The 24,523-nt window shown below is 51.6% G+C and carries 22 protein-coding genes; 16 read left to right on the forward strand and 6 right to left on the reverse strand.

The features are described from left to right. Window positions 1–15 precede the first annotated feature (15 nt). The 12 genes from Q0P86_RS00105 (at window position 16) to prfB (ending at window position 12,852) form a co-directional block, all read left to right on the forward strand. On the forward strand, window positions 16–1,257 hold the full coding sequence (locus Q0P86_RS00105; RefSeq protein WP_295036579.1) for a hypothetical protein: 1,242 nt from the start codon (window positions 16–18) through the stop codon (window positions 1,255–1,257). Then, a complete protein-coding gene (locus Q0P86_RS00110; RefSeq protein WP_295036580.1) occupies window positions 1,257–1,700 on the forward strand; it encodes a hypothetical protein in 444 nt (147 codons plus the stop codon). Before Q0P86_RS00105 ends, Q0P86_RS00110 begins: the two co-directional genes overlap by 1 nt. Before the next feature lie 327 nt (window positions 1,701–2,027). Continuing rightward, window positions 2,028–5,582, forward strand: coding sequence for a chromosome segregation protein SMC (gene smc, locus Q0P86_RS00115; protein WP_295036582.1), 3,555 nt, complete (start codon window positions 2,028–2,030; stop codon window positions 5,580–5,582). 1 nt (window position 5,583) lies between these two features. Continuing rightward, window positions 5,584–6,321, forward strand: a complete 738-nt coding sequence (locus Q0P86_RS00120; RefSeq protein ID WP_295036584.1) for a hypothetical protein — start codon at window positions 5,584–5,586, stop codon at window positions 6,319–6,321. A gap of 25 nt (window positions 6,322–6,346) precedes the next feature. Next, window positions 6,347–6,580: a collagen-binding domain-containing protein gene (locus Q0P86_RS00125; RefSeq protein WP_295036585.1), complete on the forward strand. Its 234-nt coding sequence runs from the start codon at window positions 6,347–6,349 to the stop codon at window positions 6,578–6,580. Window positions 6,581–6,775: 195 nt separating this feature from the next. Beyond that, window positions 6,776–7,660: a DMT family transporter gene (locus tag Q0P86_RS00130; protein WP_295036586.1), complete on the forward strand. Its 885-nt coding sequence runs from the start codon at window positions 6,776–6,778 to the stop codon at window positions 7,658–7,660. 20 nt (window positions 7,661–7,680) lie between these two features. Next, window positions 7,681–8,742, forward strand: coding sequence for a hypothetical protein (locus tag Q0P86_RS00135; RefSeq protein WP_295036587.1), 1,062 nt, complete (start codon window positions 7,681–7,683; stop codon window positions 8,740–8,742). Window positions 8,743–8,773: 31 nt separating this feature from the next. Next, window positions 8,774–9,040 carry a hypothetical protein gene (locus Q0P86_RS00140; RefSeq protein ID WP_295036588.1) on the forward strand — a complete coding sequence of 89 codons (267 nt, stop codon included), beginning with the start codon at window positions 8,774–8,776 and terminating at the stop codon, window positions 9,038–9,040. 7 nt (window positions 9,041–9,047) lie between these two features. Continuing rightward, on the forward strand, window positions 9,048–9,569 hold the full coding sequence (locus tag Q0P86_RS00145; RefSeq protein ID WP_295036589.1) for a nitroreductase family protein: 522 nt from the start codon (window positions 9,048–9,050) through the stop codon (window positions 9,567–9,569). Between the two features lie 59 nt (window positions 9,570–9,628). Beyond that, entirely contained in the window at window positions 9,629–10,528 is a 900-nt protein-coding gene (locus tag Q0P86_RS00150) for a hypothetical protein (protein ID WP_295036590.1), read from the forward strand. A 48-nt stretch (window positions 10,529–10,576) separates the two neighbouring features. Beyond that, window positions 10,577–11,587 carry a peptidylprolyl isomerase gene (locus Q0P86_RS00155; protein ID WP_295036592.1) on the forward strand — a complete coding sequence of 337 codons (1,011 nt, stop codon included), beginning with the start codon at window positions 10,577–10,579 and terminating at the stop codon, window positions 11,585–11,587. A 157-nt stretch (window positions 11,588–11,744) separates the two neighbouring features. After that, window positions 11,745–12,852, forward strand: a protein-coding gene (gene prfB, locus Q0P86_RS00160; protein ID WP_290995886.1) for a peptide chain release factor 2 whose coding sequence is annotated in 2 segments (ribosomal slippage) — window positions 11,745–11,816 and window positions 11,818–12,852 — 1,107 coding nt in all. Because the reading frame shifts where the segments join, the coding sequence is not laid out codon by codon here. A 112-nt stretch (window positions 12,853–12,964) separates the two neighbouring features. Here the strand turns inward: prfB and Q0P86_RS00165 are convergent. From Q0P86_RS00165 to Q0P86_RS00175, 3 genes are read right to left on the reverse strand one after another with little or no spacing between them, the layout of a single operon-like run. Continuing rightward, on the reverse strand, window positions 12,965–13,771 hold the full coding sequence (locus Q0P86_RS00165) for a hypothetical protein (protein WP_295036594.1): 807 nt from the start codon (window positions 13,769–13,771) through the stop codon (window positions 12,965–12,967). A gap of 16 nt (window positions 13,772–13,787) precedes the next feature. Continuing rightward, window positions 13,788–14,759 carry a flotillin-like protein FloA gene (gene floA, locus Q0P86_RS00170; protein WP_295036595.1) on the reverse strand — a complete coding sequence of 324 codons (972 nt, stop codon included), beginning with the start codon at window positions 14,757–14,759 and terminating at the stop codon, window positions 13,788–13,790. A gap of 30 nt (window positions 14,760–14,789) precedes the next feature. Next, window positions 14,790–16,430: an ATP-dependent Clp protease proteolytic subunit gene (locus Q0P86_RS00175; protein WP_295036596.1), complete on the reverse strand. Its 1,641-nt coding sequence runs from the start codon at window positions 16,428–16,430 to the stop codon at window positions 14,790–14,792. A 460-nt stretch (window positions 16,431–16,890) separates the two neighbouring features. On the opposite strand from Q0P86_RS00175, the gene Q0P86_RS00180 reads away from it, so the two are divergent. Continuing rightward, window positions 16,891–19,383: a T9SS type A sorting domain-containing protein gene (locus tag Q0P86_RS00180; protein WP_295036598.1), complete on the forward strand. Its 2,493-nt coding sequence runs from the start codon at window positions 16,891–16,893 to the stop codon at window positions 19,381–19,383. A gap of 172 nt (window positions 19,384–19,555) precedes the next feature. On the opposite strand, the gene Q0P86_RS00185 is transcribed toward Q0P86_RS00180, so the two are convergent. From Q0P86_RS00185 to Q0P86_RS00195, 3 genes are all read right to left on the reverse strand, one after another. After that, the gene (locus Q0P86_RS00185; protein ID WP_295036599.1) at window positions 19,556–19,696 is read right to left on the reverse strand and encodes a hypothetical protein; all 141 of its coding nucleotides are present in this window, start codon (window positions 19,694–19,696) and stop codon (window positions 19,556–19,558) included. A 102-nt stretch (window positions 19,697–19,798) separates the two neighbouring features. Beyond that, window positions 19,799–20,089: a hypothetical protein gene (locus Q0P86_RS00190; RefSeq protein ID WP_295036600.1), complete on the reverse strand. Its 291-nt coding sequence runs from the start codon at window positions 20,087–20,089 to the stop codon at window positions 19,799–19,801. Continuing rightward, complete coding sequence (locus Q0P86_RS00195; protein ID WP_295036601.1) at window positions 20,073–20,699, reverse strand: PD-(D/E)XK nuclease family transposase; 627 nt, start codon at window positions 20,697–20,699, stop codon at window positions 20,073–20,075. The genes Q0P86_RS00190 and Q0P86_RS00195 overlap by 17 nt, the downstream gene beginning before the upstream one ends. Window positions 20,700–21,162: 463 nt before the next feature. Between Q0P86_RS00195 and leuA2 the strand changes: the two genes are divergently transcribed. The 3 genes from leuA2 to Q0P86_RS00210 are packed head-to-tail and all read left to right on the forward strand — an operon-like array spanning window position 21,163 to window position 24,477. After that, window positions 21,163–22,734, forward strand: a complete 1,572-nt coding sequence (gene leuA2, locus Q0P86_RS00200; protein WP_295036603.1) for a 2-isopropylmalate synthase LeuA2 — start codon at window positions 21,163–21,165, stop codon at window positions 22,732–22,734. Between the two features lie 49 nt (window positions 22,735–22,783). Next, complete coding sequence (locus tag Q0P86_RS00205; protein ID WP_295036604.1) at window positions 22,784–23,122, forward strand: hypothetical protein; 339 nt, start codon at window positions 22,784–22,786, stop codon at window positions 23,120–23,122. Beyond that, a complete protein-coding gene (locus Q0P86_RS00210; RefSeq protein ID WP_295036605.1) occupies window positions 23,122–24,477 on the forward strand; it encodes a pyridoxal phosphate-dependent aminotransferase in 1,356 nt (451 codons plus the stop codon). The genes Q0P86_RS00205 and Q0P86_RS00210 overlap by 1 nt, the downstream gene beginning before the upstream one ends. The last annotated feature ends 46 nt before the right edge of the window (window positions 24,478–24,523 follow it).

The raw sequence follows: 24,523 nt of genomic DNA on the forward strand, positions 1-24,523 counted from the left end.
AGCTACATTTTTCGCATGCGCTTATTGTCAAAGATTCTACTGCTCGGTGTAGCCCTTTCGGGTTTCGTGTTTGCCGATGCGATTAATCCGTCGGATCTCTCAAAGGGGGGCGCGGTGGCCCGTGACCAGCAGCTTTCCGAAATTCGCGATATAATGCGCGGTGGCCGTGGGGGTTACCTGGATATCGGTTTCCACTATTTGCCGTTCCGCACGCAGACCCCGCTCCAGAGTGAATACGGTAAGCACGATGGTTATGCGTTTAGGCATCATGCGGCGGTTTTCGGCTCGGGCGAGGTGGCTCCCGATAAACATCTGGGAATGCTTTTGTGGCTGGAACGCTCGGGTTGGGATGGCGAGGATTTTTTCTTCGTCCCGCAGTACAATGATTTTTCTATCCAACGGTCGATTGCGACTTGGGGTTTCTCGTTTACGGATTCCAAAACGGACTGGACGCTGGCTTTGGGTATGCAGCACCAGAATGTGGAACATGTAGGCAAGGTCTACCCGCACGAAAACGATTCGCTGCTTTACAGCTGGGCCCACTTGCGCTTTGGCAAGGCGAGTGCGCAGGCGAATTTTTACAAGACGGATTGGCGGCTTTTCCGCTTCTCGCTCGACTTGGAGAGCCGCGCCGTATACGGGGGCCGTTCTTCGGGACCGTTGACTTACTTGCCGAATGTGTCTTTGGCGATGTATAATGCCGATGACGAATCCGATGTGGATTCGATGCGTGTGACCTGGGAACAGAATCTTTACGGTCAGCAACTTTATGCGGAAGTTTCCTACGACCTGCCCGACGCGGGGTTCCATAGCGCGGCGCTTAAGTTTTATCCGGATCCGTCGCGTATGATCGGTTTCGAGGCAACCTGCCTGCGTAGGCATTTGTATAGCGGCTCCGAAGATTTCCTCTGGGGTGGTGCCATTGACTTGCTGTTTGTGCGTTTTGCCTATAATGCGGCCTACGACTACGAACACTTGTTTGGAACCAAGGGAACCTTTGTTGCCGAAATCAAGTTCAACCTCGCGACTGTCGACGGACTCCTCTTTAACCGTGGTGGCGCCAGGAGCGCTCCTCTCGAAACGAATGTCATCAAGATGGACCAGTCTGCGAAACACAGCGAAATTACGCCGCTGAATGCCGATAAGTCGGGAGCGACCAAGACCATCGAGGCGAAGGGAATCCGCTATGAAAAGTCGAATACCGCTTCGAATGGAGGTGCTGTCGGTAGCCCTGCTAGCACGGAGGGTGGCAAGTGATGAAAAAGAGACTTGGAAATTTATTTGTAATTGCCGCGGTCTTAGCGTGTGCCTTCTCGCTCACGGGTTGCCTGACCCATTTGTTCGTCGATTCTACGACTAGGCTTCAGGTGGAAAATAAGACGGATTGGCATGTTGTCGGCTTCGGAATTCTTTCCGACGATGGCTCGTATTGGCCATGGGTGAAAGACACGATTGCCCCCGGTGAAAAGAGCCGCGTTTACGAAGAAGATTTCGTGGGCTCGTTCCATGTCCGTCTGCAGTTGGAAAAGGGATCTTGTTATGAGCCGGTTGCAGAAACCAAAGGTGCTTGCACGGGGGACTGTGTCCGTAACTGCTCCGTGATTTCGACGGAAGAATCCTTCTCGGTAGAGTTTGACGGCGGCAGCTACTACATGGTGGTGAAAGAAGAAAAAGGCGAAATTAAGTTGGAATTCCGTTAGCAGGTTGTCCTCGACCAACGGGGTTCGCTTGAGTTGCAGGATTCTGCTGTCAAAATAAGTGCTGGATTCCGTCACTCGCTCCGCTCGCTCCAGAATGACGAAGGTGGAAACGTCGTCCTCGACTCGTTCCAGAATGACTAAGGTGGAAACGTCGTCCTCGACTCGCTCCAGAATGACGAGGGTGGAAACGTCATCCTTGGTTTGTTTCTGATGATGTAAGCCGTAGCGTCATCCTCGACCAACGGGAGGGGATCCATGCAGTTTCTAAAGCGAAGTTTGGGAATGCCATTCCATTTCCTTGAGTCTACTTTACTAAATTAAGTCCCAGTGCAGATTACAAAGTTAAAGATTTTTGGCTTTAAGTCCTTTGCGCAAAGGACTGAAATCAACTTCCCGACGAAGGGGCTCACCGCCGTGGTGGGGCCGAACGGGTGCGGCAAGTCGAACATTACCGACGCTATCCGCTGGGTTCTGGGTGAACAGAAGGCTGCATCGCTCCGTATGAGCAAGATGCAGGACGTGATTTTTAGCGGTACCGAAGAACGTGCCGCCATGAGCCTTGCCGAAGTTTCCATTGTGATCGACAACAGCGATGGAACGCTCAATTCCGAATATTCCGAAGTGATTGTGACCCGCCGCGTGCACCGTGACGGTTCGGGCGAATACCTGATCAACAACCAGGAATGCCGCCTTCGCGACGTGCATGCCTTGCTTTTTGACTCGGGCCTCGGTTCCAGTACCTATTCGCAGATGAACGCCGACATGATCAAGGCGGTTCTTTCTGACAAGGCGGACGACCGCCGCGTGCTGTTCGAAGAAGCCGCCGGCGTGAGCAAGTACAAGCAGCAGCGCAAGGAAACCCGCCGCCAGCTGGAACGCGTGCAGATGGACATGGAACGCGTGGAAGACAACCTGCGCAGCGTGCGTCGTTCCGTAAAACTGTACGAGACCCAGGCCGAAAAGGTCAACGAATTTAAGCGTCTCAGCAAGCGCCTGCGTGAACTGGACCTCTCGGTCAGTATCGACAAGTTCGAGGACATGAAAGAGGGGCTTGCTACCCTCGATACTGCGACCCGCCGTCTGAACTACGATGTGGAGAATTCGAAGACGAATGCGACGGTGTTGCAGGCAAAAATTGACGAAAAGAAGCTGTTGATTGCCGAAGACGAAAACGCCTACCGCGACTTGGAACGCGAGGTGCAGAAGGCGACTATCGAACTCAACGACTTGAACAACAGCATGGGCCGTATTCGCGACGTGATTTCCAACTTGGAAGCCGCGAACGAAAAATCCCAGGAAGAAATTGACCGCAACACAGGCAAGGTGCAGGAACTTCTCTCTGAACGCGCTCGTTTGGAAGAAGAAAATGCGGTGCTCAGTTCCGACAGCGACGTGGACGAAATGAACGCGCTGCTGGAGCGTGAACGCGAAATTTTGCAGGTCATGCGCGACAAGGTGGACGACCTGCGTACCCAGTCAAGGGAACTTGCGAACGAACGCCTGCAGAAGACGAACCAGGTGAACTCCCTCAAGAGCCGTTTCGAGCGTATGGACGCAGAATCGGGCCTGTTGCAAGCGAACCTCTCCAAGTGGCGTAGCGAAATGGAACAGGTGCAGTCGCAGAAGGTGAATGCCGAATCTGCCCTTGCCGACATCAATGCGGGCCTTGAAGCTGCCGATGCCGACCTGGAACGCCTTACCGAACAGCGCTCGACGCGCGAAGAGCGACTCGATGCCGAACGCGCCGATTTGCTCGAAGCCCAGAAGAAACTGCAGGAACTGAAGAACGAGGTGGCAAGGCTCACCTCTCGAATCGACGTTTTACAGAGCGTTGCCAACGAGGGCACCGACGCTAGCCGCTGGCTCATGGAGCATAAGGCGGACCTGGTGGGCGGGCTCCTGTCGGAACGTATCGAAGCCGCTCCCGAATATGCCGCTCAAGTGGAGGCCGCCCTCGGTGACTTGATGGATGCCGTGGTCGTTGCCTCGGACGATGCCGCCATTGCCGCGGTGGATGCCATGAAGGGCGAAAACGTAGGCAAGGCGGTGCTCGCGCTGGTGGGTGCCGGTGCCGAACCCTATTCCGGCTCTCTCCAAGGCGACGGCGTAGTGGGTTGCCTCAAGGATTATGTGACTGCCGACGAACAGATTGCAGGCTGGCTCAAGGCGCTGCTTTCTCGTTACTTTGTCGTAGATAGCTTGCAGACGGCGGTGCGCCTTGCGCGAGCTATGCGCGGCGAAGACCTCTGCTTTGTGGCGCCCGAAGGCATTGTGCGTACGAGCGGCCTCATGAGCAGCGGTACGGCGACGTCTGGAACGCTCAGCCGCAAGAACGAAATTGCCGAGGCGAACAGCCTGTTGGAAGGCGTGAACCTTGAAGTGGCTCAGGCCGAAGAAGAAATTGGCCGCTTGCAGGATTTGGTCGACGAAGACACGCAGATGCTTGCCTCGTTGGTCGACGAAATCCGCGAAAAAGAAGATATGAAGCGCGGCGGAAACGCCGGCATTTCAATCCAGAATAACATTATCGCCGGTTGCGACCGCAGACTTGCGCAGTTGCAGGGCGAAATGCAGAACGCCGAATCCAAGATTCAGGCGGCGGAAGCCTCTAAGAACAGCGACCAGGAACTCATGGACGCCCAGGCTTCTCTCGAAAAGATCGAAGAAGAATATTCCCGCGTGAACGATGAACTCGGCGAACAGGACTCCATGTTCCGCGAAAAGGAAGAAGATGTTCGCGAATTGGAACGCAGTGCCCAGGACAAGACTGCAAAGCTCTCGCAGAATACGAACCGTTTGAACTACATCGCCGAACAGGTGGAATTCTTGGAAAATGCGATTCAGGGCCGCAAGGCAGAAATTGAAAAGAACCAGGCCGCCATCCAGAAGAACGAGGAAGACGGCAGGGGAGTCGCCGACCAGGTGCAGAGTAAGGATTCCGCTCTGCGTGAACTGGAAAATCAGCGCGACTTGGCCCGCGAAAAGTACGAACTTGTTTCGGGCGACCTCGAAGAATGGCGCAGCGAAGTCAACCGTCTCCGCGACGACATGATCGAGAAAATGAAGGAATTGAACGATGTGGGCCGCAGGCAGGAAGCCTTGCAGGCAAACCTCGACCGCCTCACCGAACGCATCACCAACGAATACAGTGTAGACCTTGCGAACCCCGACGACATCGAGCGCGTGGAATACAGCCAGCCCGAAGCCGACCGTGAAATCCGCGAACTCCGCGGAAAGATTAAGGAACTAGGCCCCATCAACGTGAACGTGATGGAAGACTACGAAGACGAAAAGAAGCGCCTGTTGGAAGTGGAAGCGCAGTTCGACGACCTGGACCGTGCTCGCGCTTCGCTCGACCGCACCATTACCAAGCTCGACGACATTGCCCGCAGCCGTTACCTCGATACGTTTGCCCGCATCCAGAAGAACTTCCAGTTCGTGTTCAGCAAGCTGTTCCTGAACGGCGAAACCAAGATGAGCCTTGTCGAAAAGGTGGACGAAATGGGTAAGCCCATGGATATCCTCGATGCCGACATCGAAATCAACGTGCGCCCGACGGGTAAGAAAATGCGCGGTATCAAGGCACTTTCCGGTGGTGAACATGCCCTGACCGCAACGGCTTTGCTGTTCGCTATCTACATGGAAAAACCGTCGCCGTACTGCGTGCTGGACGAAGTCGACGGCCCGCTCGATGACGCTAACGTGGGTCGTTTCATGGCGCTGCTCCGCGAATTCAGCAAGCAGACCTTGTTCATCGTGGTGACGCATAACAAGCGTACCATGGCCGAAGCCGACATGCTCTACGGTGTGACGCAGGAAATCAAGGGTATTTCCCGCATCGCCAGCGTGCAGTTGGCTGATGCTACGAAGTTTGCGATTTAATATGCCTTTCACGCGCAATAATGTCATCCCCGCGAAGGCGGGGATCTCCGCATTAAAAGGCTTCTTTTTTGCGGTTATCTTTTTCCTAATAGCTTGTTCAGAGGAACCCTCTGAATGTTTTCATGTACTGAAGATCAATTATTGGTCAACCACAGATATAGATAGCATTTTATTTTATTTAGACAACAAACAAATTTGTGATGGAAAAACAAAACTAGAACGAGATCATCGTAAAAAAAATGGTTATAAAGAAAATGTTATTTTGTGTAAAACTTCGATTGAAGATAGTGCATTGAGTATTGTTACATTTGATGAAAAAGAAAATTGTATATCATCAGAGGACACTTCTTTATGGAGGGTTTTTATCTGTGTAATAGATGAAGAACAATATGGAAACGAATTTAACTCTTCTATTCTTTCATCTATTGTTTATGCAAATACAGATATTTCAAAATTTAACGTATTTATCCCTAGAGAAAGTTTTAAAATTAATGAATATGGAAATTCACAGGGAGTTCGGTATCATATAATTTCTGAACAGGATACTGCAAAATGGAATCAATTTCGAATTGACATTTGGAGAAAAAATATTTTAATTAACTCCGAATACGATGAATTCAACATTCCTTATTTGGAGCATTCTTCGAATTCGGAGCGTGTGCTCAAATTTTCTTCATGTTCTGAAAGAATGTGCTATTTTGATATAGAGGAATATAATGAAACCGTTTGTCGTTATTAAATTATATTTTTTTTGAGGTCATATTGTGTTCCTTGTAGGAAATGATTTCCAATGGAGTGGAACGATTGTTGCTCCGAATGCAGAAGTTGTTGTTGGACAATCTGGCAAAAACTTTTATGGTGCTATATATGCTAAGAGTATTGTAATTCATCAAAATACGAGGATTATATGGGTACCGTTTGTGCAAACACAGGGAAATGTTGTTGCAAAAGCAGACTTCCCTGATTTGAACTATGTGGTTGATTTTTGGAGGATATAAGGATGCGGAAAATAGGAATTTCTTTTTTGATTTTTTGGGGAACCCTATTTTGAGGATGTTATGAGGGTGAATATGAATGCTTCTCTAATCTCAGAGTGAATTATATAACTGCATCTGATGTTGATAGCGTCCATTTTTATTTGAATAGTGAACGGGTTTGTCTTCAATGTTATTTCTATTTTATCGGTATTGAATATGGTTGATCGTGTGATTGCCTCTCTCAAGGGTTTTATTTTTGCAGCTCTTTCCGCGATTTGTTACGGTACGAATCCGCTGGGGGCGTTGCATCTGTATGCCCAGAATTATTCTCCCGAGACGGTTCTCTTTTACCGATTCTTTACAGCGGCGCTCTTGCTTTTAGCGGTGATGCTTGCGAAGGGTTCTCGTTTTAAGATAACGCTTCGCGAGTGTGGGGCGCTTGTCGCTTTCGGTTTCTTATTTGCGGTGAGTTCGCTTACGTATTACGCCTCGTTCAAGTACATGGATGCGGGGCTCGCTTCGACGCTTTTGTTCCTTTACCCGCTCGAAGTTTCTGTACTTATGGCGATTTTCTTCAAGGAAAAAATCAAGTTATGGACGGTCGTCTCGATTGTGGTCTCGATGGCGGGTATCGCCCTCCTGTACCGTGGTGGTGACGGTGTGGCGTTGAGTACGGTGGGACTTGCGCTCGTGTTTGCGTCTTCTATTTCGTATGCGGTGTACATGGTAATGGCAAACCGCATCAACTTGCAGATGGGTTCGGTGAAGATGACTTTTTATGCCATCTGCTTTTGCATGTCCTTTTTGTTGCTTTATTCGGTAACGCTCGGCTCGGGCCTCCCGCCGGTGCTTATCGAAGCTACTTCATGGGGCTGGGGCTTTATGCTTGGCCTTGTGCCGACGGTGCTTTCACTGATTTTTATGGTGAAGGCTGTAAAAAGCATAGGGTCTACTCCGACGGCAATTTTGGGAGCTTTGGAACCCGTGACGGCAGTGAGCATTGGTGTACTTGTCTTTGGTGAAATTCTCACTAGCCGCCTAATTGCAGGAATTATTTTAATTCTCGGCTCTGTGGTGCTGATTGCTGTTAAGAAGAAGTAATGGTTTGCTATATTGCAGTCATGCTTCGTTTGTTCTTGATTTTTTTGATGTTGGTTGTCTCTGTTACGCTGACCTCGTGCGATAGTGGAACCTTGAATCCGCTACCGGAGGGGTACGATCCCGATGGCAGGTGCAGTGCCGGGAAAACGCAGATCTTGCCAGAGGATGAGTGGGACTCTTTGCAGGTCCGTTGCGATACGGTCTTTATTCGCGATACGGTGATTGTCTATGGCGATACCGTTTATGAAGATACGGTGGTTACAAAACATAACTATATCGGCTTCAAGTATTTTGACCGTTTTCTCAATGACTACGATACGCTTGTGGGAATTCGCGTTGATGAACGCTCTGAGTTGGCCGATTCTTATCATTGCGGCCATCGCCCTGTCTACTGTGATTTGGATTCCACGCAAAAAACATTTAGTTGCCAAACAGGCACATTTTGTTATAGCGTCATGTATTCAACTGAACTCTCTCAATCACGAGTGGTGGCGTACCCGAATCCACCGATTGTTCATGTTCCTAAAGGGCATGCGATGGGTTCCATGTTGTGTAATCGTTCCGGTTACAAGTGTGTGCACGACCGGGTTTATCGCGATACGATGTATTTGCCGCCACTCTACAAGGACGTTTACGATACGACCTTCCTGAATTATGGTCGTGATGCCTGGACGGACTATGTTCCGGCCGTCAATGCGCCCCTCTTCGACACCTATGCTTTCCGTATGGCGCTCGACACGCTAGATACCCGAAAACCGATTTTTGGAATGGATTCCTTGTTTACGGGATACTTTATTACGGTAGAAGGCTTGCCTGAATGGGCGGAAAAAGGCCACCGGAGCCATTGTACAAAACAAGGGGACAATACCGTGTGTACAACAGCCGTTGTGGCGTCTCTTTTGGGCAGTTACCCGACTGCTTATGAAAAGGAGCCGTTCTTTCTCGAAAATAAGCTGGAAAAACCACTTGAAAAAGATACCGTTATCACTTGGGTGTTACGGTACGATTATCTCGGAGGCTGGTTCGAGGGTGATAGCGATTCCCTGACCATTACGACCCTGTTTAAAGGTTCACAGAAGTAACCATTGCCTACTGCTTACTATAATTACAGATATGCAGTGCACATGCTCCGTTTGCAACAAGGAATTTAACGACAAGGTCGGGATGTCCCCGATGCAGAGTAATCTTGCCATTCGTTACCGTAACAAGGTCGGCAACATTTGTCCCGATTGTCAGGCGGAAATTGCCTCGACAAAGCGGGGCCGCTGGCGCCTGTTTTTCTGGAACTTGAAAGTCGCGCTTTACTGCCTGCGATTCCTCTCGATTTTCGCAATCCCGTTTATCGCTTTTATTATTTTGCTTGCGTTGTATGTTTTATAGGTAAACCATGGAATTTATCAAACTCGCCCAGAATCGTTACAGCTGCCGCAAGTCCAGCGACAAGGCTGTAGAACCCGAAAAACTTTCCCTCGTGCTCGAAGCGGGACGCCTTTCTCCGACGGCCGTGAATGGCCAGCCGGTGACGGTGAAGGTTCTCAAGTCGGAGGCCGCTCTTGCCAAGCTCCGCGGCATTACCCGCATGGCCTACAACGCCCCTGTGGTGCTCATGGTCTGCTACGATAAGGACAAATGCTATTCTCCCGTGACCTACCACGATGATTTTGTAAGTGGCGACATGGATTCAAGCATCGTGACGACCTCGATGATGATGCAGGCGACCGACTTGGGCCTTGCGACCTTGTGGGCCCGCGGCTTCAACGCCTCTGAAATCGAAAAGGCCTTCGACTTCCCGGCAAACCTGAAGCTTGCCTGTTTCTTGGATGTGGGCTACGCCGACCCCGCCGAAGGCGGCCCCTCGCCACGCCACCCCGTGCGCAAACCCATGAGCGAATTCGCAGAAGAAATTTAGTTGTTGATGTCATGCCGGACTTGTTCCGGCATCTCCGTTCCATTTGAAAAAGGATTATTATGCGTTTATTTGTTCTTGCTCTTGCCCTAGCATCTGCTGTTCATGCGATAAATTGTACCGATGCGATTATGTCGTATTACAAAGGGTGGTACGGCATATATTTTGATTTAGATGACGCTGTTTTGGACAGTTCCTATAAACAGCATCAGGAAAGCTATGCAACTACAAAATACATAAGAGAAAAAAATATCATCAAACAAATCTATTCTGATTATTGGAATGGAGAATACTTCCAAGAATCTAACTTTATGTATGTCTTTAACGATCTTTCTGCACCGATTGATTCCGGCGTGGTGTATCAGAAAAGTTATTTGGGAGACACCTTATTTGTCGAGGCTATTATTAAAGAATATGTTCCCAAAAAAGAAGGCGTTCGAACTACAAACATGACAATGAAGATTCTTAAGGATTGGTTGCTTCTTGCTGAAGAGGAACATGAGCCGTGGAAGGAAGACATTTCGTCTGTGGGGTATATCGAACTATTTGTGAAAAATGATACATTGTTCAGAATTCATTATGGTTCTAATGATGGGACCTCTTTTGATACAACAAAATTTCAATTTGATTTTGCTTCGGAAACGGATGATCATGTCTGCCGAAACTTTTCTAAGGAGTATGGTTGCAGTGGATATTGTACCGATGAACATGGAAATGCGATTCATAATGGGGATGTGCAACAATTGGCTGATTGGACCGTCATCGAAAATGATTCCGGTTTTGTGGTTGGATACGGGGACGACGATGACTTAATGCAGTATTTCATGGTGTATCGGGATGGAAAGCCTACATCGATTGCGAAGCCGTTGGTTAAACGTTCGAATTCCGTGCGCCATACGCCGTACTTTGACCCCAAGGGCCGCAAACATTCCAAGACGTTACCTTACAGGGTTATGTTCTAAGGGCTAATTTGCTATATTTGGTACGGAAAATTTTAAAAAGGAATAAAAATGCGTTCTTTTAAATTTGTTTCTCGCGGTATCATGACGGTCGCTCTGGCCGCCGGTATCGCTTCTGCTCAGTTGTTGAACTCCAAGAGCCTGGACGTGATCCGTGTCGAAAAGACCGGTATTTCTGCAGGTAAGATTGATAGCCTTGCCAAGATGCTCGGCGAACAGCAGTTCCGCGGCAAGAAGATTGATGACCAGACCATGACGCAGCTCCGTTATGCCGTGATTGACAACCTGGTAGGTCAGGAACTCATCAAGCTCGAAGCCAAGAAGATGGGGGTCAAGGTGAACAAGGGCAAGGTCGACAGCTTGACCGCACTCTTCAAGGCCCAATTCCCGAGCGAAGACGCCTTCCAGAAGGAACTCAAGAAGTCGAATACCACCATGGCCCAGTTCCGTGAAAAGATTGAAGACCAGCTGAAGAGCGAAGCGATCCTTGAAAAGAAGGTCCCGTATCCGAAGGATCCGACCGAAAAGCAGAAGGAAGCTTTCTGGGAACTCAACAAGGGTAAGGTCCAGGTCAACGATTCCATTAGCGGTGCCCGCATCGTGATTTCAACCAAGGGCAAGTCCAAGCAGGAAATCGAAGATGCCAAGGATATGCTGAAGGGCCTCGCCGCCCAGGTGCGCAGCAAGAAGGCTACGTTTGCCCAGCTCGCCGCCATGTACAGCGACGACCAGACTGCCAAGAAGACCGGTGGCGTGATGACCAAGTTTGTCGCCAAGACCAAGGGTGACGCCTTCGTGAAGGCCGTGAACAAGATCAAGGTGGGCGAAATGACCGAACCGTATACCGACAAGGACGGCATCGCCATCTTCATGCTGACCGAACGCAACGACGGCAAGTACGAAAGCTACAAGCACCAGATCGACTACATCCTGCGTGTGCAGGCCGAACAGGACCGCCAGGCTCAGCTCAAGGCATACCTCGATGGCCTCGGAAAGGTCTACAAGGTGCAGTACCTCGACGCGAAGTACACTCCGCCGCAGGCTATCGGAGCAGCTAAGTAATTTTAAGAAATAGAACTTAGAAGAGGTGTCATTCTGAGCGAAGCGTAGCGAAGTCGAAGAATCTATAGATTGATTTAGATCCTTCGATTTCGAACCTGCGGTTCTACACTCAGGATGACACATTTGCTAGAATATCTACCCGAATTTGAGGATTGATATGGCATTCCAAACTACACATACTGGGCTGATCGACTTGCGTGCGCGCATCGACAAGCTCTGGGGGTATCTTTGACTTAGAGGCAAAGACCGAAGAACTTTACGTTTTGGAAAAGGACTCCGCCGACCCGAACCTGTGGAATGATCAGGACAAGGCGCAGTCCATGATGAAAAAGATCGGCAATCTGCGCGCCCTGCTGGACTCGTGGAAAGAAGTCTCGCAGACATGCGACGACCTCGCCGAACTTTACGAAATGAGCAAGGCGGAAGAATCCGCCGACCTGACCGCATCGATTGATTCCGATATCGCTGAACTCAAGTCGAAGATTGAGGCGATGGAATTCAAGAAGATGCTGAACGGCCCGGACGATGCCTGCAACTGCCTGATGTCGATTCACCCGGGGGCTGGCGGCACCGAGTCGCAGGACTGGGCGCTGATGCTCTTCCGCATGTACACGCATTTCTTCGAACGCGAAAACATGGACTTCAAGGTGGTGGACTTCCAGGAAGCGGAAGACGCCGGCCTCAAGAGCGCGACCATCGAAGTCACTTGCGAAAACGCTTATGGCCTGCTCCGCTCGGAAATCGGCGTGCACCGCTTGGTGCGCATCAGCCCCTTCGACGCAAACGCCCGCCGTCACACAAGCTTTACCGCCGTGTACCTTTACCCGGAACACGAAGATGTGGAATTTGATTTGGACATGGCCGACGTTCGCGTGGATACCTATCGCAGTAGCGGTGCCGGTGGCCAGTACATCAACAAGACGGACTCTGCCGTGCGTATGACGCACTTGCCCACGGGCATTATGGCGAGCTGCCAGACCGAACGCAGCCAGATTCAGAACCGCGAAACCTGCTACAAGATGCTCAAGACCATGGTCGCCGAACATTACCGCCTGGAAGAAGAAGCCAAGCGCGATGCCCGTATGGCCGAAAAGAAAAAGGTCGAATGGGGTAGCCAGATTCGTAGCTACGTGCTGCAGCCTTACCAGTTGGTCAAGGACTTGCGTACCGGTGTCGAAACTTCTGACACTGCAGGCGTGCTCGACGGTAAAATCAAACCGTTCATCAACGCGTACCTGCTCAGCACCAGCGAAGGGCAGAAGTAGTTCGCCAAGGTCCCTGAGCGGAGGGCTGAGCCCGTAGTCGAAGGATCTCTAGTTACAATTAGAAAAGTCCGCTCGAAGGAGCGGACTTTTTGTCTAAGGTAATGTCGGTTGCCTAGCGGTACTGCGTACTCCAGCGGTGCTTGAAGCGCGGCTCGTCCAGGACTTTCGCCCAGATGAATCCTTTTCTCACGTCGGCAAGGTTACTTGTCGACACAAGGGGGCGATTGGGTGCTGCGGCAGGTTCTGCGCTCGCTTCAGCCGAAGCGCCCATTTCTGTAATGGTGGCAGCCGATTCGCGTGCGGACCTGGCGCGGTCTTCGAGGGCGTTCAATTCGCGTTGGCGTTCCAATTCGCGCTGACGGGCGCTATCTTCTTCGTCGTTTTCGCGCTCGTCAGCCGGTCGCAGGTTTTCATTTCTATCCAGCTCGGCGCGCTTTTCGTGGCTGAGCAAGTTGTCGAGTTCTTCGAGGTCGTGCACCAGAACGTCGCATTCGCCTTCGCCCATGTCGCGGCCCACGATGCGGTGCGCCTGCAGGTCCATCAGCATTTCGGCGGCGGTGTTTTCGTCAACGTCGAATTCTTCCATCAAGAATTCCAGGTCGATAAAATCCACTTCGATAACGGCTTCGGCAATGTCGCGGAGCGTCAGCTGTTCCGGGTGTTTGCGATGCACAGGCGGAGTCGGTGGCTCAATGTTTCCTTGAGTCGCTTGCCTCTGGGCGTTTTCGAATTGGCGAATCAAATCCTGCAACGAACGCGGGGGACTGTTCGTCTCCTGCGTATCGTCGTCAACATCTCCATTTTCGCGACGCTGTTCCTGGTGACGGGGCGACTGGTTCTGCTGCTCCTTCGCCTTTTCCAGCTTCTTCTGGATAATCGTGATGACGACTGCGATTGCAATGAAGATTAGGGTTTCCATATTGCCCTACAGTCGGTTACTTGGCCTCGGGAATGCTGCCGATTTCCTTGCGCATTTGCGTGTCGGCTTCGATGTTCTTGAGGTTGTAATAGTCCATCACGCCGAGCTTGCCGTCGCGAAGGGCCGATGCCATAGCCATGGGAATCTGGGCTTCGGCTTCCACGAGCTTGGCCTTCATTTCCATGACCTTCGCCTTCATTTCCTGTTCGGCGGCGTATGCCATGGCGCGGCGTTCTTCTGCTTTGGCCTGTGCAATCTTCTTGTCGGCTTCGGCACGGTCGGTTTCGAGGATGGCACCAATGTTCTGACCCACATCCACGTCGGCGATGTCGATCGAAAGAATTTCGAAGGCGGTACCGGCGTCAAGACCGGAAGCGAGCACCTTCTTCGAAATCATGTTCGGATTTTCGAGCACATCCTTGTGGCTCTTTGCGGAACCGATGGAACTCACGATGCCTTCGCCCACGCGGGCGACCACGGTGTCTTCACCGGCGCCACCCACCAGCTTCTGGATGCTGGCACGCACGGTAATACGGGTCACGGCATGCAGCTGAATACCGTCGAGAGCCACGGCGGAAACCTTCGGCGTTTCAATCACCTTCGGGTTCACTGACATCTGCACGGCTTCGAGCACGTTACGGCCGGCAAGGTCGATGGCAGCGGCTTCTTTAAAGTCGAGCTTGATGTTTGCCTTGTTGGCGGCAATTAAGGCCTGAATCACGCGGAGCACGTTACCGCGGGAGAGGTAGTGGGCTTCAAGCAAATTGGTATCTACGGGGAGGCCTGCCTTGCAGCTGAGAATTCGGGCTTCCACGATCACCTGCGGCGGAACCTTACGCAGGCGCATACCGATGAGCTGGAAAATGCTCACGTTTGCCTTGGAGAACAAGGCCTGCAGCCACAGGCTGAAGAACTTGCCGATAAAGGCGAGTAAAACGATAACGGCAATGGCCGCGACGATGATACCAATGATAAGGAGTGTATCCATTTAGTTTTCTCCGGTTTTTTGTTTAAAAAATTAAGCATCCATTTCGGATTTAGCGACGGTCACCCAGATGTGGCCTTCTTGTACGGCGGTCACCTTGATGCGGGTGCTGGCTTCGATGATTTCGCCGTGGGTCTGCACGTCAAAAAGTTTTCCGTTAATAAGGGCCTGGCCGACCGGACGTAAGAATGTCTTTGCGATACCTTTGTCACCGACGGCGACTTCTTGCACGGCCTCGGTGGGCGAGGCGGCGGTTTCCAAATCGGTCTTGAGCATGGGCGTCCAGCCTTCGGGCAGAAGCGGAATCAGGTACTTGCTAGCTGCAATCGGAAATATGAGTGCGACACCCGCGCAACAGAGCATGTAGAGTAGCCCGAGCAGCCAGGGGGAGGCATCAAAAGTCGTCTCGATGGTTTCGGGGACGTATTCGGGCATTTCCGAGGGCTCGAACGAAAGTGCGAGTGCAAGGATCATGCACACGATACCGCCGATGCCGAATAGGAATGTTCCCGGCATTACGAAAATTTCGACTAGGAACAGTACCACGCCGGCCACCAGCAGGATGGCGGGAATGTAGCCGTCGAGCTGCGGGGCGAACTGTCCGAGGAATACGATGCCGATGAGGATGATGCCGAGAATTCCGAACAGGCCGAACCCCGGTGTCTTGAATTCGATGTAGAGCGCGCCGAATCCGAGTATCAGGAGAATGCCCGAAATCGCTGCGATGGCGGAGGCGATGTCTTCGCCGAGGGTGGTTTCGACTTCGCTCCTGCTTTCGATGGCGAGCTTGGTTTCAAATTCGTCGCGGCTCTTGAAGGTGCCCTGCGAGAATCCGAGTTCTTCGGCTTCCTTGTCGGTCATGGTCAGGAGTTCGCCTTCTTTCACGAGGATTTTCGGGGCGCCCCAGAAGGCCTTGGCGGCGCTGTCGAGGACGGCGTATTTTTCTCCTTCGATAATGAGCACCGTGTCGCGTTGCGATTTCTTGCCCTTGTCGAGCGTTGCGGTGAGTTCAAGAATTTCGAGTTCCGGCGTCACGAAGGCGGAACTCAGCAGCTCGGGGTAGCCGTTGCGCTGGGCAAGGTTCCTGAATTTGGCGCGGAGCGGGGACTGGATTTTTTCGCCGACGATTTGCGGGGTGCCGTCGCCTCCCTGCACTATTGGTGCGCAGTCGCCGATGGTGGTGGCCTCGAGCATGTAGAGCTTTTGGCAGGCGAGCGCGATGAGGCTACCCGCGCTGATGGCTTTCTTTTTCACTAGGGCGATGGTAGTCGGACCCTTGACGGCCATGATGGTGTCCACCAGGTCGAAGGCGGCGTCGAGGCGACCGCCGAAGGTGTTGATTTCAAAGACGATGTAGTCCGGGTTTTCCTGAAGCGCGTCGTCGATGGCGCGGGCGCAGAATTCGTACATCGACGGTTCCACGTCGCCTTCCAGCTTAATCCAGACGGCGTGTTTCTTGGCCTGTTTCTGGATGGCGGCTTCAGTTGCCGAGGCTGCGCGACCGATAGAATCCAGGGCGCCGGAATCAACTGCAAGTTTGCCGGTGTCGACTGTCGCAACGGCGGAATCGCCGGTAACGGCCTTCTTGATGGAAGTGGGACCCTGTGCTGTGTCGGCAAAACAGAATGCCGCAAGCACCAAAAGAGTAGAAATAATACGCACAAACAACTTCATACCCTCAATATATGAAGATTTTATGCCCAAAAAGCAGATTATCACAAAAAAAGACAATTTTGTTCCTTAAATCCTCCTTAACCAACCCCCTCGAGTCGTCCTCGACCAACCCCCTCGAGTCATCCTCGACCAACCCCCTTAAGTCATCCTCGACCAACCTCCTTGAGTCATCCTCGACCAACGGGAGGGGATCCATTACTTGCTGGGCGTACGATACGGAATTTCCTCCGAGATCCACATTTCAAAAATGACGCGTCCCGGCTTCCTTAAGTCCTTTTCGGGGGTGCCGCAGGCGAATTTTTTCTTAATTATTGTACTTTTGTGTAATTTTGAGAACATTTTATAATGTAAAATCTTTAAAAATATGAAATAAATGTGGATTTTAGTATTGCTTTTGCTTGATTTTGAGTGTATATTTTGAGAAGAAATTTGAGAACATTTTAAAAAGGGATGGACGAATATGGCTTCGAAATGCTCAAAAATGACCTCTAGGGTGGCGATTGGTGTGGCGCTGCTCGGTTTTGCTGGGGCGTATGCCCAGGTAACGGTGAACAAGGCCGAAGGCTGGTTGGAATCCGCATACGCGGAATGGGCCCCAGTTTCGGGAGCGGCCAGCTACAATGTCTATTGCGACGGCAACAAGATCGACGCACAGTTGATCCGCAGCTACGGTAGCTATATGCGTGCCGATGTGCTCGGACTCAAGGCGGGTTCACATACCTTGAAAATAGCTCCGGTGGTAAACGGAGCCGAGGGTACGTCTGTAACCAAGATGGTGACGGTGCTGGCCCATGACCGCACGGGTTTTGCGTTCAGTAACGGGCGCGTTCCCGGTGCCTACAATGCCGACGGTACGCTCAAGAGCGGTGCTGCTATTCTCTACATCTCCGAGAACACCAAGAATACGGTGACGATGGACGTGACGACAAGCGCCAAGGGCTCGAAGACGACTTGTAAAAGTTTTCAGGGCATTTTGAACTGCTACAAGAAAGGTTTTGAGACGACGCCTCTGGACTTGCGCTTTATCGGCAACGTGACGGATTCCGATTCGCTGTTGCAGGGGGACATGATGATTGACCTCGGCAGCTCCGAAAACACCTACGTGACTGTGGAAGGTGTCGGTGAAGATGCCGTGGTGAACGGTTGGGGTATCCGCATCAAGAATGCGCAGAATGTGGAAATCCGCAATTTGGGCATCATGAACGTGAACAGCAACGAAGGCGACAATATCGGCCTGCAGCAGAACGACCAGTATGTCTGGGTGCACAACAACGATTTCTTCTACGGTGATGCGGGCTCCGATGCCGACCAGGCGAAGGGCGACGGTGCGCTGGACTGCAAGAAATCCACCTACATCACCTTCAGCTACAACCACTTCTGGGACAACGGCAAGTCGAACCTGTTGGGTCTTTCCGAAGGTTCCACCGATGGCTACTACATTACTTATCATCACAACTGGTACGACCATTCCGATAGCCGCCATCCGCGCGTGCGCTACTACAGCGCCCATGTGTACAACAACTACTACGATGGTAACGCGAAGTACGGTATCGGCTCGACGCTCGGTTCGTCGGTCTTTGCCGAAGGAAACTATTTCCGCAACTGCAAGTTCCCGATGCTCACCTCGATGCAGGGGAGTGACCTTTACGCCGGTACGACAAGTAAGTCCAACGACAACGCCACGTTCAGTAAAGAGGCGGGCGGCTCCATCAAGGCTTTCAACAACTACATGGAAGGCGGTACCTTTATTGCGTATGGCGCGAGCAAGTATATGCTCAAGGGGGCCGAAGCGTCCATCGGCTCTATCGACAGTAAGGCGGATTTTGATGCCTATGTGATTACGAGCCGCAACCAGGAAATGCCCGCGTCGGTGAAGTCGCTTTCGGGTGGCAATACCTACAATAATTTCGACTTGAACAGCTCCGTGATGTACAAGTACACCGCCGATGAACCTGCCGCGGCCAAGGCGAATGTGATGAAGTATGCGGGCCGCGTGAACGGAGGCGATTTCAAGTGGACGTTCGACAATTCCGTGGATGACGCTGCGTACGCGGTGAATACGGCTCTCAAGTCGGCGCTCGTTGCATACAAGGGAACGGTGAAGTCAATTCAGGGCGAAGGCAACTTGCCCGTGGTGGCGCCGACTTCGAGTAGCTCGGTTACAAGTTCTAGTTCGTCGTCTCCGAAATCCTCGAGCAGCTCGCAGACCCCTAAGTCCAGCAGCTCTGTGGGGGTAAATGAAGATCCGGTTGATGAAGATGTTTCTACGACTCCGATTGACAAGGATGTTGTCCATAACTTTACCGAAGATGCGACTTCGAGCGACTACTTTGATTTTATCGGAAGCCTTTCGACAAGCAAGGGCACGGTGGCGTTCGACGGCTTGACGCTGACCCGTTGCCTCAAGATGGAATCGTCCACCTTAATTGAATTTACTTTGTCTAAAAAGGCGACGGTGACGCTCGTGTTCAACAGTGACTTTGCGAAGGATGTCAAGGTAGACGGCAACAAGGTGACTGCATCTGCTGGTGTCGTGACGGTGGAACTTGCTGCGGGTACGCACAAGGTTGCCAAGGGCGATGTGGCGAATCTTTTCTTGATCGTGGTGGATGTCGACGAAGCTTCGGCTCCGTCAAGCAGCTCTGTCTCAAGTTCCAGCAGCACAACCGATGAAACGAGTAGCTCTAGTGAAGAAGGCGGGACGACCGCGGTTGGGACGAAGATGCAGACTGTGGCTCCGATGCGCTACATCGCTGGCGAGGCCCATCTCGAGATTTTCACCGGAAATGTCCGCCGTTTAGATATTTTCGCGGTCAATGGAAATGTCGTGAAACTCTCGACCGAGGCGGTGTCGCAGTCCAGTGTGGACCTGAGTAGCCTTAAGCCGGGTGTCTACCTGGTGCGACTGGTGGCAGGCGGCAAGGCCTACCAGCAAAAGATTGTGAAACGATAGAATTTGACATCGTTCCGTTCAGGATGTCTGAGGTGTTTGGTCCTGAATAGGAACTTTGTGTGGAGAGGCGCGCGGGTACGTATGTGTCCGTGCGCTTTTGTATGTGAGGGACATTTCTAGTCAAACTTGGCTTGCTGATGAATTCCGCTGCCGGAGTCAGTCAGGAAGTGCCCTATGGAGTTTTATACAGGACAGGATGCTTTGCAATTTGGGCATTGAGCTTAATAATGGTTTCGTGTGTGAAGTTGAATCGGCGCACAACTTCGGCGATGGACTTGTAGCCGTAAACTTCACTGCATTTCTTGAAATCCATTTTGAACTGCTCCTTGGCCTCGCTGTGGAATCGTGTTGCTGTAGCCGCTCGGCCTTATCTGTGTGCGGAATGATAGAACAAGTTTCCGTACACCATAACATACTATTTCTTTTTTTGTCGTTGTTCTTTAGAAATCTTGATGTAGTGTTCGGCTTCGTCAGCCGTAATCTTTCCTGCATCGATCAACGTTTTGACCAAGTCCTCTTGCCCCTGCATGTAAGACCCCTGTTTTTCGTAAAGCATGTCAGTCATTCCGTCAACCTCGTTCAGAAGAATTTCGTCGGTGTACGAGCCAAAAGATACATCCTTAACAAAGTCTTTGTCAAGCAATTTTTTCAACTTATCTACAGGAATTTCCTTTTCTTCAAGAATGTCCCTAAAAATACGCAACATTTCCGCTCTGTCGGACATGTCGCGTTTTTTGGGGGGGCGTAAGATCATCGATGCTAAAAAATTTTTCGAGTTCAATCAGGTAAATGTCGAGTTTGTCGTAAAAAAGGTGGCGGTTGCGAACGAGTTGCGCGTGATGCAGATAGGTGTTCGTTTCCTTGGGAAACTGATTTTCAGTCAAGAGCGAAAGCACATAGATGTGGGGGAGATTGTAATCTTGCGACTTCTTGACTGTGCGAGAAATGACGCGTGCCGTATAGTAGATGAGCCTGTCGATGAAAAGGGCGTTGTAGTTTTGCTGGACTTCGATGAGAACAGGGCTGTTTGCCTCTGTGATGCCGTAAATATCGAAAATAGCCGTTTTGTCGTTGAGTACACCAGGGTTTTCGGGGACTCCCAAAGTAAACGTTTTTATGGCGTTGCCCCCATACAGTCCGAGCATTGCATTCAGAAATTTTATGGTGCGTTCGTGCTTGGCCTCGTTTGCCATAAGCATCTTGAAGATTCCATCGCTGAATGGATAAACGTTCTTGTATTTTTTGCGGTAATAAGCTAGCCTTTCGGGATGCGCGTGAACATCTCTGACAAAGGCGATGAATTGCGAACGATTCATAATTGCGTCTCCGTTAAGTTCAGGAGTGCAAATCTAAAAAGGAAAAATGGCCGTTTTCATAAAAAAGCGATTTTTGCAAACAATGTTTGCAGCAGCTAACAAGTTGTCAACACAAGAAAAATTTACATCAAAAATGGTCTATAAAATCAAGGGGAGCCTTATCTGTTATGATGGCTTTAATCCGAGTGAAAAATAGAACTCTTGCCAAAAATCCCTACTTTTATTAATTTTCTGCACATGAACAAGATTTTGAATCTACGACTTATTAACCTACTAGGACATTGCGCTGGAGCGCAAGCCGGTTTTTAAGCATAGGTTCAAGACGATTTTAGAGTTTTAACCCAAGGATTTAAACCATAAGGCCCGCTCCAATAAGGACGCGGGCTTTCGTTTTTGAGTCAAATTTCTATTTTTTAGACGAAAAATGAGCTTGCCGCCTTGTTGGAGAGGCAAGGAGATAAAAATGAACGAGAATAAGAACACGATTGAAAGACAACCCTTCTTTTACGACGTCACGCTGCGTGACGGTAATCAGGCGCTCCCGAAGCCCTGGAACAATGCCCAGAAAAAGGACGTGTACCTGCAACTCTTGAAACTCGGCGTGCAGGGCGCCGAAGTCGGTTTCCCGGCTTCGAGCGAGATGGATTTCGAATCGTGTAAGGAACTTGCCCAGCTGACAGCCAAGATGGCCGAAGAAGGCGACGAAGTCGCAAAGCGCATCGTGGTATCGGGTCTGGCTCGCTGCGTGGAGAGCGATATCCAGCGCTGCTGGGAAGCGGTGCAGTACGCTCCGCATCCGCGTATTCATACCTTCCTCGCCACGAGCCCGCTTTCGATGGAACATGTGCTGCACATGACGCCGGAACAGGTGAAGGAAAAGGCGGTGCATTGCGTGAAGTTTGCAAAATCGCTCGTTGGCGACAAGGGCGATGTGGAATTCAGTGCCGAACATTTCGGTGACTGCCTCGAAAACATGGATTTCGTGATTGACGTGCTGAAGGCCGTGGTCGAAGCCGGTGCAACGACGTTGAACCTGCCGAATACGGTGGAACGCTATCGTCCGTTCCTGTATGTGAACCAGGTAAAGCAGGTGTGCGAAGCGATGCCGAAGAATATCACGATTTCGGTGCACTGCCATAATGATCTCGGCATGGCGACTGCTGCCACGGTCGAAAGTTTCTTCGTGGGTGCGACCCAGCTGGAAGTCGCCCTGAATGGCCTCGGCGAACGCTGCGGCAACACTAACTTTTACGAAGTTGCGGTGGGCCTGCATAATTCCGGCGTGAATACGGGCCTGCACATGGAACGCATTTATGAAACGGCAATTCTCATCTCGCAGTGGTCGGGTATCAGCATCTATAGCCGCGCCCCGCTGATCGGCGCCGAAGCGATTGTGCACCGTAGCGGCATCCACCAGGATGGCGCCTCCAAGACGAAGGACATGAAGAAGGGCGCCTACCGCCCGATCGACTACTCGATTATCGGTCGTCACCAGAACGATTCGCTCAGCTTTACGAGCCAGAGTGGCCGTACCGCCGTGTACGAAATCATCACGAAGTTCGGCTACAAGATGTCGCTCGCCGAAGCCGCTCAGTTGCAGCCAATTCTGAAGGCCTGCAGCGAAAAGGAAGGCGAACTGTCTGCCGAACGTGTGCTGGATGTGTTCCGTGAGCATTTCGTGAATGTGAACGGCCGTCTGGTGTTCAACAACATCGAGGTCATTCCCGACGAGAACCGCTTTATTTTCCACTTCAAGAAAGATGGCGAATCTTTGGTAAAGTCCGTGACGGCCGAAGGCCCGATCGAGGCGGCTCTCATGCTTATGCGCGAAATTGGTATGCCGGTGGAACTCATCAAATATCGCCAGCTTGTTGTGCCCGAAAAGGACAAGATGTGGGCGGGCCGCGGGCTTAGCCGCATGCTCTTGAAGGCTGGTGATGTCGAGGTCGAAGGTCGTGGTGTGTCTAGCGATACGCTCAAGGCCAACATGCGCGCCCTCTTCGGCGGCGTGAACCTCTTGTACAAGAAGGTGTAAATCGTCATTGCGAACCCCGAAGGGTGAAGCAATCCATGGGAGAATGACTATGCTTGAACAACTGAAACGCCCTTTTAAAAAGCGCTACGACAAGGTCCGCGAAAAAGCGGGCCAGTATGTCGGTCCCGTCAAGGAATCGGCGTCGAAGTTGTTTGCGATGCTCCCGAAGATGGAAGCCTTTGCGGGTTCCGAGGACCTGGGACAGGAATCCGATGGCTCCATCTCGGGCGGTAAAACAGGCTTCTTTGCTAAGTTCAAGGATTTCAAAAAATCTCTCAAGGGCCTTACCGATTTTCAGAAGTTGCTGCTTTTGACGATTGCGGTGGTGCTCCCTGCGGGGATGTTTATCTCGGTGGCGCTTCTCGGATTCTTTAATCGGAAGAAGTGATGTTTTCATCCCGACTTCCTAAAGATCTTTCCCCGTCTCCGTTCTTTGCCGAACTGGAACGTGTGAAGGCGTGTGCGAAAAAGGATGCTGCCGAGGGCGGTCTTTCGTTTATCGACATGACGGTTTCTTCGCCTGTTAAAGTGGGGCTCCCGATTGACTTGAATGCGGCGGTGGACGAAGGCCGCGAATCCTTTGGTTGCTGGAATCCGGATGCGGCGGGGTGGATGTCGGCACGCGAGGCGGTGGTGGAGTATTACCGTGAACGTGGCGAAAACTTTACGGCGGGGCAGATTATTCTGACTGCAAGCACGAGCGAGGCCTACTCGGTGCTGTTCAAGACCTTCTGCGATCCGGGCGATGTGATTCTGACGCCGATGCCCGGCTACCCGCTGCTCGATACGCTTGCACAGCTCGAACATTTGGAATGTGCGCCCTATTTTCTGCAACTTAGACGAGAGAACGCTCGTAAACTCGCTACAGACGAGAGACGAGAGGGCGCGGCGTTTAGATTCGTTCTCGATACCGACAGCCTGCTCGCCGCACCGGAACGCGCGAAAATCCTGCTGCTGGTCAGTCCGCATAATCCGACGGGCCATTGCATTTCCCGCGAAGAATGGAATGCGGCGGTTCGTTTTTGCGAAGAAAACGGCATGGTTCTCGTGGTGGACGAAGTCTTCGGTGATTATGCGTTCTCGGATAAAGTAAAACGCACATGGGAGTATGTTTTTGGATTGTGTCCTCCTGAACCGTCGTTGTCGCAATCTTCGCCTTCCAAGTCATTCTCGACCGAAGGGAGGAAATCCATACATTGCAGATTTAATGATTTTTGGGATGCGGGCGGCGGCGACTTCATCAACCTTCCCGAAGACGGTCCGAAGTGTCCGATATTCTGGCTGAACGGCCTCAGCAAAGCCGTGGGCTCGCCGCAACTTAAGCTCGGCTGGATGGCGTTCTACGCCCCGCGTGAACACTTCGAAGAAACCCGCGCGGCGCTCGAATTTGTGGAAGATGCCTACTTGAGTGTATCTGCTCCGGCGCAGGCTCTCGGCTCCGCGCTCCTCAAGCAGTCCGCCGCTTACGAATCGCGCGTCAAGGAACGTCTCTTGCAAAACTGGCAGACGCTCCGTGAAGCGTTTCCCTCCAAGTACTGCCCCGAGGTTCTCGGCGGCTGGTATGCGGTCGTGCGCCTCGGCGAAGACGACGAGGATCTCACGCTTCGCTTGCTCCGCGAAAAGCATGTGCTGGTGCAGCCCGGCTTCTTCTTCGACTTCGACGAGGATGGCTGGGTCGTAATCAGCTTGCTGCAAGAGCCTGCATTGTTTAAAGAAGCGGTCCGCCGCATGGCTGACCGCTAAATTCCGACTTGATTTGCCTTGCGCAACTCATTTTGCGCAGGGCATT

This window comes from uncultured Fibrobacter sp. (assembly GCF_946062555.1).
GTDB lineage: Bacteria > Fibrobacterota > Fibrobacteria > Fibrobacterales > Fibrobacteraceae > Fibrobacter.